The 12,895-nt window shown below is 33.9% G+C and carries 13 protein-coding genes; 3 read left to right on the forward strand and 10 right to left on the reverse strand.

The features are described from left to right. The first annotated feature begins 251 nt into the window (after window positions 1-251). The 3 genes from nhaA to KHA98_RS21945 are packed head-to-tail and all read left to right on the forward strand — an operon-like array spanning window position 252 to window position 2,161. Window positions 252-1,403 (forward strand): Na+/H+ antiporter NhaA, encoded by a 1,152-nt coding sequence (gene nhaA, locus KHA98_RS21935; protein WP_213260134.1) that lies wholly within the window; start codon window positions 252-254, stop codon window positions 1,401-1,403. A 25-nt stretch (window positions 1,404-1,428) separates the two neighbouring features. Next, a complete protein-coding gene (locus KHA98_RS21940) occupies window positions 1,429-1,728 on the forward strand; it encodes an antibiotic biosynthesis monooxygenase (protein ID WP_213260135.1) in 300 nt (99 codons plus the stop codon). A gap of 31 nt (window positions 1,729-1,759) precedes the next feature. Then, window positions 1,760-2,161, forward strand: coding sequence for a c-type cytochrome (locus tag KHA98_RS21945; protein ID WP_213260136.1), 402 nt, complete (start codon window positions 1,760-1,762; stop codon window positions 2,159-2,161). Window positions 2,162-2,232: 71 nt separating this feature from the next. Here the strand turns inward: KHA98_RS21945 and proC are convergent, their stop codons facing one another. The 10 genes from proC to KHA98_RS21995 form a co-directional block, all read right to left on the reverse strand. Next, window positions 2,233-3,018 (reverse strand): pyrroline-5-carboxylate reductase, encoded by a 786-nt coding sequence (gene proC, locus KHA98_RS21950; protein ID WP_213260137.1) that lies wholly within the window; start codon window positions 3,016-3,018, stop codon window positions 2,233-2,235. Window positions 3,019-3,129: 111 nt separating this feature from the next. Continuing rightward, window positions 3,130-4,479 carry a magnesium transporter gene (gene mgtE, locus KHA98_RS21955; protein WP_213260138.1) on the reverse strand — a complete coding sequence of 450 codons (1,350 nt, stop codon included), beginning with the start codon at window positions 4,477-4,479 and terminating at the stop codon, window positions 3,130-3,132. Then, window positions 4,463-5,248, reverse strand: coding sequence for a 16S rRNA (adenine(1518)-N(6)/adenine(1519)-N(6))-dimethyltransferase RsmA (gene rsmA / locus KHA98_RS21960; protein WP_213260139.1), 786 nt, complete (start codon window positions 5,246-5,248; stop codon window positions 4,463-4,465). Before rsmA ends, mgtE begins: the two co-directional genes overlap by 17 nt. A 32-nt stretch (window positions 5,249-5,280) precedes the next feature. Continuing rightward, window positions 5,281-5,934, reverse strand: coding sequence for a hypothetical protein (locus KHA98_RS21965; protein ID WP_213260140.1), 654 nt, complete (start codon window positions 5,932-5,934; stop codon window positions 5,281-5,283). A gap of 103 nt (window positions 5,935-6,037) precedes the next feature. Next, window positions 6,038-6,349: a DUF4286 family protein gene (locus tag KHA98_RS21970; protein ID WP_213260141.1), complete on the reverse strand. Its 312-nt coding sequence runs from the start codon at window positions 6,347-6,349 to the stop codon at window positions 6,038-6,040. Window positions 6,350-6,472: 123 nt separating this feature from the next. Next, window positions 6,473-8,254: a tetratricopeptide repeat protein gene (locus KHA98_RS21975; protein WP_213260142.1), complete on the reverse strand. Its 1,782-nt coding sequence runs from the start codon at window positions 8,252-8,254 to the stop codon at window positions 6,473-6,475. A gap of 54 nt (window positions 8,255-8,308) precedes the next feature. Further along, a complete protein-coding gene (lgt, locus tag KHA98_RS21980) occupies window positions 8,309-9,145 on the reverse strand; it encodes a prolipoprotein diacylglyceryl transferase (RefSeq protein ID WP_213260143.1) in 837 nt (278 codons plus the stop codon). An 81-nt stretch (window positions 9,146-9,226) separates the two neighbouring features. After that, window positions 9,227-10,498, reverse strand: coding sequence for a serine--tRNA ligase (gene serS / locus KHA98_RS21985; protein ID WP_213260144.1), 1,272 nt, complete (start codon window positions 10,496-10,498; stop codon window positions 9,227-9,229). A gap of 234 nt (window positions 10,499-10,732) precedes the next feature. After that, on the reverse strand, window positions 10,733-11,152 hold the full coding sequence (locus tag KHA98_RS21990) for a lipocalin family protein (protein ID WP_213260145.1): 420 nt from the start codon (window positions 11,150-11,152) through the stop codon (window positions 10,733-10,735). A 128-nt stretch (window positions 11,153-11,280) separates the two neighbouring features. Then, window positions 11,281-12,825 (reverse strand): patatin-like phospholipase family protein, encoded by a 1,545-nt coding sequence (locus KHA98_RS21995; RefSeq protein WP_213260146.1) that lies wholly within the window; start codon window positions 12,823-12,825, stop codon window positions 11,281-11,283. Window positions 12,826-12,895 lie beyond the last annotated feature (70 nt).

Here is a 12,895-nt window from a genome sequence, read left to right on the forward strand (position 1 = left end):
CAAGCTCATTTGCAAAATCAAGTAAAATTGAAAACATGGAAAAAAATAAATCGGAACAAAAGCAATTCTGTTCCGATTTAATTAATTTTATATTATTAATTCAGTCAACCTTTTTCAGGATAACTCACTACATAAAATCTCAATAGCCAGTAACGTTGCGTGTCTGAATTTTTTATTCGTCAGATTTTTTTTAACTTTGAAAAACTGGGCAACAGAAATTATTACTTCTAATTCTTTACAATCTCTCCAAAATGAAACTAACTAAGACTTTTAACTCTTTTTTTAATAATGAAAAATCTGGAGGGCTACTATTATTGTTCGTAACAATTTGTTCTTTATATCTGGCAAATTCAGCTTATTCAACAGAATATGTTGCTTTTTGGGAAAAAGATTTAGGAGGTCATTCTATAACACATTGGATCAATGATGGTTTAATGACGATTTTCTTTTTACTGATTGGATTAGAACTGGAGCGCGAAATTTATCATGGGGAATTATCTAATATAAAAAATGCTTCTTTGCCCATCATGGCGGCTATTGGCGGAATGCTCGTTCCTGCCGGAATCTTCCTGGCGCTAAATTATGGAACTGCAACTCAAAACGGTGCAGGAATCCCAATGGCGACCGACATTGCGTTTGCAATTGGAATTTTATCTCTTCTGGGCAACAAAGTTCCTTCATCCTTAAAAGTATTTCTGACTGCTTTGGCTGTTATAGACGATTTGGGCGCTATCATTGTAATTGCCGTTTTTTACACTTCGTCTATTGCTTTTATCAATCTTGCTATTGCATTGGGAATCTGGATTTTGTTATTTGTTTTAAACCGAATGAAAATTCACAATTTGATTCCGTATTTAATTGGAGGCGCTATTATGTGGTATTTCATGCTAAACTCGGGAGTTCATGCTACAATAACCGGAGTTATATTAGCTTTTGTTATTCCGTTTGGAGATGGCGGCGAAAAAACTTCTTCTTATCGTTTACAGCACTTTTTACACAAACCGGTCAGCTTTATAATTTTACCGCTTTTTGCTATCGCCAATACTTGTATTGCAATTGACTCTGACTGGCATGAAGGACTAAATCATCCCAATACATTCGGAATTATTCTAGGTCTTGTTCTTGGAAAACCACTGGGAATTGTGCTTTTCTCTTCAATTGGAGTAACCGCCGGTTTATGCGCTTTGCCCAAAAACTTAAAATGGTCTCATATATTAGGCGCAGGAATGTTAGGAGGAATTGGATTTACGATGTCTATTTTTATAACTATTCTTGCCTTTACAGATCATGAAACTATTGTTTTTTCTAAAATAGCAATTTTAATCGCTTCCGTTCTTTCTGGTCTTTTTGGTTTTACTTTTTTGAAATTAATCTTAAAAAAGAAAAAAAGCGCAAAACAATGATATAAACAACCTAAAACCCATTATCATGATTGCAAGAATCTGGCACGGAAAAACTAATATTGAAAATTATGAGGCTTACACGCAATTTTTAATTGAAACCGCCATTCCGGATTATGAGAAAACAGCGGGTTTTGTTAAGCTATCTTTTTTAAGGAACATCAAAAATAATGAAGGTCATTTTACACTCATAACCTATTGGGAAAACTGGAAAGCAATTAAAAACTTCGCAGGAAAGTCTATAGATAAAGCAAAATATTACCCGGAAGATGATCATTTTTTATTGGAGTTTGAAGAAAATGTCGAACATTATGAAGTTTTTGCCTAAACAAAAAAATAACTTTTGATGAAAAGATAAAATGAAAAAAATCAGATTCATATTACTTTCTTCCATAGCTGTAATTATTCTGCTTTCCGGAATAATTATTTATAAGATGAATACCGTTTCTGAAAATCCTGAAATTGTCACAACAAATACAATGTTTTGCGGAAACCCCGATTTAACAATCAATCAGGAAAAAGGCAAAATAATATTCGATTCTAATTGTGTAGCCTGTCATAAATTAAACTCTAAATCTACCGGACCTCCACTTCACGAAACCGACTCCATTGTTTTTATAAATTGGTTAACCGATAAAAAACACAAAATTGACAGTACAAAAGTCGAAATACTGGCAATTGATTATCACAAAACAATGTTTTCTAAAACTTTAAAAAAGGAAGATGTCTCTTTTTTAATTGAATATTGTCATTCGAAATAAAATTCTAAAAAATAAAAAATCCAAACCCCAACAAAAAAATTGGAATTTGGAATTTTAAGTATTGTTATTTTTTATTTTAATAATCCTTTGATTTGCTTTAAAGACGTTTTAATACCTTTTATCAAAGAAGAACTGAAACCATTATGCTCCATTTCATTTAAACCTACAATTGTACAACCCTGAGGTGTTGTTACACGATCGATTAATTGTTCCGGATGCACTTTCTCCTCCAATAACATTTTGGCTGCTCCTTTTACCGTTTGTGCCGCAATTGCCAAAGCAGTATTAGAATCAAATCCTATTTCTATTCCGGCTTGCATAGAAGCACGAATATATCGTAATGCATAAGCTGTTCCACATGCGCCTAAAACAGTTGCCGCATCCATTAATTTTTCGTCAATAACCGGAGCAGTTCCTAAATCCTGAAATAAGTCTACAATTGGCATTGCTTCTTCACGATCTGTTTCCGGAAAAGATATACATGTCGCCGATTCTCCAAATTGTGCTGCAATATTAGGCATAATACGCACCACCGGAAACTCATTATTCGTTTTAGACTGAAGCATATCCAAAGATAAACCACTTACTGCCGAAGCAATGGTTTTACTTTGAATAACGGGCAGAATTTCAGCCAGAACAGTATCAACCTGATACGGCTTGATGGTTAAAATCACAACATCAGCTTCCTGGATATTGTGTTTATTATCATTAGAAACGGTGATTCCATATTCAGATAAATATTGAATGCTCGCTGTGTTTCTTCTTGTAACGGTAACCTGATTGTTTTTTGAAAATTTTGCAATTCCTAAGGCAATAGAAACCCCAAGATTCCCTCCTCCTATAATGTGTACTTTCATCTGGTTTGGTTTAATTTATTTCCGGCTGATAAACAGCCTATTTTCCGGCTACAAATTACATAGAATTTAGAGATCTTAAATCACTCTAATAGGCTAATTTGTGGCAAAAATCTAGAATCCAAGAATCATTTTAGCTACTCCAAAGTAGAGCATAATTCCAAATACATCATTGGTTGTAGTGATAAACGGACCTGTTGCAATCGCGGGGTCTATTTTATTTTTATGCAGAAAAAGTGGTACCAAAGTTCCTAAAGTTGCGGCAAACATAATAACCACTATCATAGAAATTGAAATTGCCAATCCTACCAGATATTGACCGTACATTAAAGAATGATACCCTAAAAGTAGTAATGAAATTATTGTTCCTGAAATCATAGACACGGTAATTTCTTTGCTAAAATAACTGCGACTGAATTCTTTTAAAGTTCCGTTTGCTAAACCCTGTACAACGATTGCCGATGCCTGAACACCAATATTTCCCGCAGTTGCCGAAAGTAAAGGCACAAAAATAATTAAGGTTGAATATTTCTGAAAAGCAGTTTCGTTATCTTTTAAAACAAAAGAAGCTACAATTTCGATCACCATACCAATTAAAAGCCATGGTAAACGTGCTTTGGTTAATTCAAGAACACTGTCATTGGTTTCAATGTCTTGTGTAATACCCGCCGCCAATTGGTAATCTTTATCAGCTTCATCTTTAATTACATCTACGATATCATCAATTGTAATTCTACCTACTAAACGTCCTAACTCATCCACAACCGGAATAGCTTCCAAATCGTATTTTTGCATGATACGCGCCACCTCAACATCTTCAGTATCTACATTTACGAAATTTAATTTTCTGATGTAAACATCACCAATTTGGGTTTTGGTCGAAGAAGTAAGTAAATCTTTCAAAGACAATCTTCCTTTTAAACGGTTTTCATCATCAACTACATAAATAGAATGTACTCTTGATACATTTTCAGCCTGAATTCGCATTTCTTTCACGCATGTAAGTACATTCCAGTTTTCATTGACTTTGACAAGCTCTTTTCCCATCAAACCACCCGCCGTGTTTTCGTCATAGCGTAAAAGTTCGACAATGTCTTTTGCGTGTTCAACGTCAATTAACTCCGAGATTACTTCTGCTTTAATTTCCTGCGAAAGTTCAGCGATAATATCGGCCGCGTCATTGGTTTCAAGCTCATCAAGCTCTTCTGCGATTTCTTTTGGAGAAAGTCGGCTTAAGATATTTTCACGCAAATCATCTTCCAGTTCAAGAAGAATCTCTGCAGTTTTATCACTATCTAAAACCTTAAAAATGTAGGTTGCTTCGTCAAAATCCAGTTCATCGAGGATCTCGGCGATATCGGCATGGTGCAAATCATTAAGTAAAACTTCAAGTTCTTTGTCGTTTTTACTAACAATGTGCTCCTCTAATTGCTGGATTAATTCTTTACTAACTTTGAACTCCATCGGCTTCTATTTTTTGAGTCAAAACAATAAATTCGTCAACGCTAAGCTGCTCGGGACGTTTATCAAAGATAGTGTCTTCTCGCAGTTGGTCTGATAAATTTAATGTTTTCAAACTGTTACGTAATGTTTTTCGTCTTTGCTGAAAAGCCGTTTTTACAACCGTAAAAAATAACTTTTCACCACAAGGAAGACTATAATCTTCCTTTCGGGTCATTTTCATCACACCCGACTTGACCTTGGGCGGAGGAATAAAAACATTTTCGTCTACAGTAAACAAGTACTCTGTATCATAGAAAGCCTGGGCCAGAACGGATAAGATTCCGTAAGCCTTTGAGCCTTTTTTCTCGCAGATTCGTTCTGCAACTTCTTTTTGAAACATTCCTGAGAATTCAGGAATCTGGTGTTTAAACTCTAAAGTCCTGAAAACAATCTGAGTCGAAATATTATATGGAAAGTTTCCAATTATTGCGAATTGTTTGTCTTCGTAAACCTCTTTTATATTGTATTTCAGGAAATCCTGAGAAATAATCTTATCTTTTAGTTTTGGATAATTTTCACCCAAATACACCACAGATTCTGTGTCAATCTCAATTACGTGTGTATTAATTGGCTTATCAAGTAAATACTTAGTCAACACACCCATCCCTGGTCCTATTTCTAAAACCTCATCGTATCCCTTTAAGCTCAAAGTATCGGCAATTGCTTTTGCGATACTTTCGTCTTTAAGGAAGTGTTGTCCTAAATGTTTTTTGGCTTTTACTTTTTCCATGTTTGCTCTTTGCTTTCTGCTTTTGGTATTATTTAATGAGCAGATCCTATAATCGTATTCATGAACATATATTGAAAATGAATAACATCAAATTGAATTTTTTCTAAACCTGTCAAAAGTCCAATATTGGCTTTGTAACCGAATTTATAGTTTAAAAAATCTACACTTTTATTTTCCTTATTTGTAAAGGTTTTATTTGTGTTAAATAGTTTTTCATTCTCTCCTTTAAAAGAAGCGTAAACCCCCGGAGAAGCTGTAATCACTTTGTTTTGTTTGTAAAATTTGTCAATTTTACTTTTTAAAATAGCATATTTTTGTTCTACAAATGCATCATAAAGTGCAGTATCATCTGTTACAAAACAATCTTCCTCTGAGATTTCTGCTTTAATCTCATCAATGTATTCATTAATTTCATTCCCTGTATCATAAATCTGTGTTGCAAATCTTGCCATTTCTCCAAATGATTTAGGCGCCTCTTCGTTTTTTATTTTCAACACCTCATATTTAGAAAAGGCAATATTTTTTAAAATTTCTTTCGAAGTATTTCCAATATCCCTAAACTCATTAAGCTGTAAAATAATCGATTTTGAGGTTTCCTCTTCATTCAACACCTCTTTTTTACTTTGACAACAAACATTTAGACTTAACAATAAAAATAAAACAAGTTTTATGTGTAGATGTTTCATAAACAAGACGAGTGAACAAGCACAACTTTTAAATAGAAATTATTATTTTTTGCAAATATACTTTTTTTAGGTATTAAGCAGATAGACCTGTTAATTTTAATCTTTAGTGTTCAGAAATAACTTCCAGTTCTGTTCTGAAAGAAAGCATCTTATCTGCAAATAATTCCAAAGCTTCTTTGTCAAATTGCGGCTGATCTTCCAGATAATATTTCTCCAGAGTATCTTTACTGTCTGTTGTGTATTGCACCGAATACGTAATTCCGCCCATTTCTTCTTCAACTAAAACTTTTACAATTTTAGCCGATGAAAATTTTTGAGTAGCCAGAATTTCCGGAATGTGTTTTTCCTGCATCCATTTTAACCATTGGTCATGAACGCTTTCGTGTATATTGGTGGTGATGTTGTATATTATCATTTTTTTTCTAAGGTTCTGAGGTTCTGAGATGCTAAGATTCTGAGGTTTTTTACTCAAAAACTTAAACCAGACCTACATATTTGTAATTCTATTTTTGGAATTTGGAATTTAAAAATTGGATTTTTACAAATTCTTATCTCCTCTTAACTCCCGATATCTTTTTCTTGCATCAACAAAGTAAATACTGTCCTGATGGTTAAAAATTACCTTTTCATACAAAGGCTTTGCCTTTTCTGTATCTTTTAATTCGTCATTGTAAATTTCTGCCGAAAAGAACAATGCTTCATCCACATAAATTCCGTCTCCGTGATGGTCTATAATTTGCTGATATTGACTTAAAGCCGAATTATAATCTTTCAGACTTTCATAGATTTTACCTAAACGCAACATCGTAACCGCTTCAATTTCCTGACCTTTAAAATTTTTCAAAATACCCTGAAACTGTGTGATAGCTTCTGGCTTTTTATTCTGATAAAGTAAAAAATCACCTTTGGCAAACTGTTTCAAAGCAGTTTGAGTTGAGTCGGCAACTGTATTATCATTTATCAATAAAAAATATTCGAGTGCATCATTGGCAATTAATTGTGTACTCGCTGCTTTTAATTCTTTGAACTGTTTTAAAGCCCATTCAAAATCAGTTTTAAAATAACTGGTTTTAGCGGCTTTTAAACTCGCTTCATGCGCCATAACATCATTCTTTAAATCCAGCTGAATTTGCGAATAGTAAATTAAAGCCTGATTGAATTTTTCTTCCAACAACAAAATATCAGCCAGCTCCATTTTAGCATCTGCTTCCTGATAACTGTTTAGATTTAATGTTAAGGCTTTTTTGACAATCTCCTTGGCTTCTTCCGGTTTCTTTAAATTAAAGGCCAGAAAATGCGCCTGAATCAATTGCAAAGATAAGCTAAAAGGAGTTACCTCATAAGTCGCAAGCAATTGTTGCAATTCTGTGTTAATTGCCGGATAATCCTTTTCCTGTGCTTTATCGATTTTCATCTGCATTAAATAAGCGTTGGACTGAATTAACAAATCCAGATCTTTGGTATTTAGCAGAATAAAATTCAGTATTTCAGTTGCGGTTTCGGTATCATCTTCGTTCATTGCAAACTGACTTAAGTTCACAATACTCGAGAGCGATTCCGGATCACGTTTATAAATTGCCTTTTCCTGAATAAATGCCTTTCCGAACTCTTTTTGCTGGACATAAAACCAGCTTAAATAATGATTCCAGAAAACGTCCTGATCTTTTTGAGTTCTTAGAATTAACGCTTTTCGCATTGCATCTTTAAAAGCCGTGTTATCTGTTTCACCATTCATGAAACGGGATAATTGGGTTTGAATCAAATTACTGTTTTGCTGATTCTGATAAGATTCCGTGAGCAAAAGATCAATCATTTCATCCGTTTTTCCAAGTTGGCCATACAACATTCCAATCTGAAAATTAAAATTGTAATTCGGCTGAACCAACATTGCAGTCTGATAAGCTTTCAGTGCATATTCAAGTAATACTTTCTTTTCGAAAGAATTTCCAATTCCGTATACGTCATTTGGATTTTTTTTAATTTTTTCGATTGCCTGATCGTAATAGCCTTTAGCTTTCGATTCATTTTTCTGCAACTGAAAATTATATCCCAATTCAACTAAAAAAACGCCTTGTTTGTATCTGTTGTAACGTTCCAAAAGTGCTTTTTCAGCCAATGGAAATTGTTGTAATTGCTGATAACAATCTACCGTTCTTAAAAAATATTGAGTATTGGATGGCGAATTGTTTAAAAGCTCTTCATAACTGATTTTTGCTTTCTCAAAATCGCCTTTATCAAAGTAATATTGCGCCAACTGCTCGTTTTGACTAAACGCAAAACCAGAACATAATAAAACGATACAGATCAATATGTTTTTCATATTTCAGTTTTTAAAGTTGAAATTTTCAATCGCAGTCAGAAAGCAAAATAGTATTTACGAAAATTCGATAGATTCTTTTTCTTTTGATTTCCAAACAATCAGCAACAAACCAATTAAAATAAAGGGAACACTCAAAATTTGTCCCATATTAATTAGCATACTGTTCTCAAAACTCTCCTGATTTTCTTTAAAAAATTCAATTATAAATCGGGCTGAGAATAATAAAGTTAAGAAAGTTCCGAAGATTAATCCTTGTGCATTTCTGATTTTTTCGGATTTATACATGAAAAACAAAATTCCGAAAATCAACAAATAAGCAAATGCTTCATATAATTGAGTTGGATGTCTCGGAATCATATCATCTCTTTGAAAAACAATACCCCAATTTCCATTAGTTGGTTTTCCGTAAATTTCAGAATTCATAAAATTTCCCATTCTGATAAATGCACCCGTTACAGGAACTGCAACTGCCATTTTATCTAAAAGTCCTAAGAATTGCACTTTGTATTTGCGGCAATATAAAATCATTGCCGTAATCACTCCGATTGAACCTCCGTGACTTGCCAGACCCTGATAACCCACAAACTGATAAACTCCTTTTATTTTTTGAATTGGTAAAAGAATTTCTATCGGATGTTTAAAAAAATATTCGGGTTCGTAAAAGAAACAATGCCCAAGTCTCGCACCCAAAACGGTTCCAACTATGACATAAATAAGTAAGCTGTCGAGATTGTCTAAGGAAAGATTTTCTTTTTTATAAATATTTCTGACAATATAAAACCCGAGAAGAAGTCCACAGGCAAAAAGAGCTCCGTAATATTTAAGAGGAAAACTATCTGTAATCCAGAATATAACGGGATCGACATTCCAGTTTAAAATTCCATTCATCATGCTCATTTTTTTAATTTCTAAAAATTAAGAAACCTAACAGGTCTTAAAAACCTGTTAGGTTTAATATCTTAAATCTAAAAACTAGTTTATAATATCAAATCCACAGTATGGACGTAAAACTTCTGGAATTACGATTCCTTCCGGAGTTTGGTAATTTTCTAAAATTCCGGCCAAAACTCTAGGCAAAGCCAATGAACTTCCGTTTAATGTGTGTGCTAATTGGTTTTTTCCGTCTTTGTCTTTGAAACGTAATTTCAAGCGGTTTGCTTGGAAAGTTTCAAAGTTAGAAACAGAACTAATTTCTAACCAGCGGTCTTGTGCTGTAGAAAACACTTCAAAATCATATGTTAAAGATGATGTGAATCCCATATCACCTCCGCAAAGACGTAAAATTCTGTATGGTAATTTTAATTCCTGAAGAATATTTTTTACGTGCTCTACCATTCCGTCAAGCGCTGCATAAGAATTATCAGGATGCTCCACACGAACGATTTCTACTTTATCAAATTGGTGCAAACGGTTTAATCCGCGTACGTGTGCTCCGTAAGAACCTGCCTCACGACGGAAACATGGTGTATACGCTGTATGTAAAACAGGAAGATCACTTTCGTTTAAGATAACATCACGAAATAAATTCGTAACCGGAACCTCAGCGGTTGGAATCAAATATAAATCATCAATTGTTGAGTGATACATTTGTCCTTCTTTATCCGGCAATTGTCCTGTTCCGTATCCTGAAGCTTCGTTTACCAAATGCGGCACCTGAACTTCATTGTATCCTGCAGCAGTATTTTTATCTAAAAAGTAATTGATTAAAGCACGTTGTAAACGAGCTCCTTTTCCTTTGTAAACAGGAAATCCTGCTCCGGTAATTTTTACACCCAATTCAAAATCGATGATATCGTATTTCTTTACCAATTCCCAGTGCGGTTGTGCACCTTCATGCAAAACGGGAATATCTCCTTCCTGAAAAACATTCAAATTGTCATCTGGTGTTTTTCCTTCAGGAACAATATCAGCCGGAAGATTTGGCAGTGTGTATAATTTATTTGTTAATTCAACAGCAAGAGCTTCGGCTTTTTCGCTTAGTTCTTTACTTTTTTCTTTTAATGAAACTGTTTTTTCTTTCAAGATTGCTGCTTTAGCTTTCTCTCCGGCTTTCATCAATTCACCAATATCTTTGGACAATTTATTAGATTCTGATAAAGTATTGTCTAATTCTACTTGCGCTGCGCGACGGTTTTCGTCTAGTTGCACCACTTCTTCAACAACGCTTTTAGCATCGATATTTCGTTTTGCTAAAGCCTTGATTACTTTCTCCTGATTCTCTCTAATAAATGCGATTTGTAACATAGCTTGGTTTTTATAACTATTGTATTTTTATATAAAGGAAGCAAATTTAAGCAAATGTTTCCTAAGATTACTACAAAGTTTAGCCTAAAAAGTTATTGCACAGAGAGACGCAAAGTCTTTTCTTTTTAAATCTTTGCAAAACTTCGCATAACAAAAAACGGAAACAACTTTAAAAAAGCCATTTCCGTTTTAATGCTTAATCCCTCAATGAGATTTCGCAATATAGATCTAATATTATCTTGTATATACTGTAATTATACCAGCGGCATCTCTAACTTTTAATTCAGATAAAGTTAGGTTTACAATATCCTGCGTTTTGCTCACACCATCAATTACGGTAGTTAAATTGTTGTGTGATCTTGAATAGATCCCTGCTTTGGTTGTTAATGCACAAGCACTTACAGCCGAATCATAATCTCCAATTGTTGCAGTATTATCCAGTTTAAGTTCCAGGTAATCCCTGTTACAGCCACTTGCATTTTCTGGCGCATCGATTAGTGTTTCTGTTCCTCCAATCACCGATCCTGTTTTACTAAGATTCCATTTTCCTTCTAGCGGAATTAATGTTTCTCCTTCATTGTCGTCGCTGCTGCACGACGCAGTAAATAATCCGATGCATACTAATAGTCCGAAAAATATACGTTTAGTTTTCATGTTTGATTTCTTTAAAATTAATATTGCTAAATTAATTTCAAAGTCGCTCCAACATGTTACACAACTTATTCAATCGTTTATATAATTTCTAGGAATTCGTAAGTATATTCATAAATTACTTAAAAGAATTACTTTTGCTCTACCAGTAATCCTTTAAGTTCTGCCGTTTTTAGGAAAACGGCAACTCTACCAGCCAATAAAAGCATTTCTTTTTCTTCGGGTGTTATTTTAAGTTTGGTTTCTACATGCGAAGCATATTCATACAGCATCAAAAGTTCGCTGGCGCCAAAATCTTTAAACTTTTCCTTATCAAGACTAGAAAGCTGTGCTTCGCCATTTTTATCATTTTTAAAACTTTCCGAACCAAATTTTGCAATTAATTGCGTTCTAAAATCATCATGAAGCTTTAGCCAGCTTAGAGCATCGTCATTGGTGTTTTTTAACTGCATTACCAAATCTTCATACGCCTGATCTTTTTTTAATTTCAGTAAATAGTCGCGTAAGGTTGTAAAACCAATTATCTGATAGTTTGAAGTCGGAATTTTATATCTGTCCAGAACATTCTCAACATCTCTTTCAAAAGTAATATATCGGGTTTGAACCGTATATAAAGAGGCTGTTTCCAGCAACGAAATCAATCTGATTTTTTCATCGTTTATAAATGGCGCTTTTTTTCCTTGTCCTAAACAATCAATAAATAAGGCTTTTTTATTTTTGTCTTTTACTTTTGTATCGTCGTGAAGCAATTCGATTAATGTTTCATAACCCATATTATCAGAAGCACCGCCATCAATTACACATAAAATTTTATCCTGATTTTTGATTCCGAATTTGGTTTTAGGCAAAACACCCGGAAAAGCAGAACTTGCCGTAATTGCATAAGTAAGCGGAAAATCATAGCCGTTGCTAATTTCATTTCCGTCAAGCGGAATTGACGCTTTATTGGGCGCCAAAGACGAATTTATTTTTAAGGCGCGGATAATATGTGGCATAAACGGAAAACGTTCACCATTGTTATACGCCGTTCCGTTAGCAACCATTATAGGCAATTGCGGACTTAGTTTACTGTCTTTCGGAATAAAAAAGTCAGACAAAAGCATCTGGGTCTTAAACTTATTCTGATTATTTGGGTTTGTACTGTCGTATTGCAAAACTTCCAAATCTAATCTTTGTGCCATAGAGACTTTTTCACCCTTTTCGTTTCGGCTATTATTAAGAAGAGAAAATAATGTTGCCGATTTATTTACATCAGATTTGTAAGCATCGGCTTTGGAGAAATAAAACTCGTTGAAAGAGCAATTATCATATTGCAGTTTATTTTTCAGAATCGTAAGATAATATCCAGCCGAATAACAACCTCCGGAAACGGTTGAGAAATAATCGATTTCATTCAGAAAATTACGACTTGAATTGTCTTCCTGAATTTCCTCTAATCCTAAAAGAACGCCCATGCTAAAAAACTGCGCTCTCGATCCGCCACCGGAAATACCAACTCCCAAGGCAATATTTGGATTTTGAACCTGAACATTTCGTTCTTGTACCGATTTATAATCGTTTAATGAAACCGCAGGAATAGAATTATAATTGATCTCTGAAAAAAGATTGATTTTGTTTTGAGAAAATCCTATTTGTACAAAAAGAAAAAACAATATCGGGCCGAATTTACATTTCATTTTGAATCTTTTAAATCAGTTCATGCGAAGTTACGGGAATAGGAAGAAACTTAAAATCAAATCCCGAAAT

The sequence above is a fragment of the Flavobacterium branchiicola genome (assembly GCF_018383905.1).
Lineage (GTDB): Bacteria > Bacteroidota > Bacteroidia > Flavobacteriales > Flavobacteriaceae > Flavobacterium > Flavobacterium branchiicola.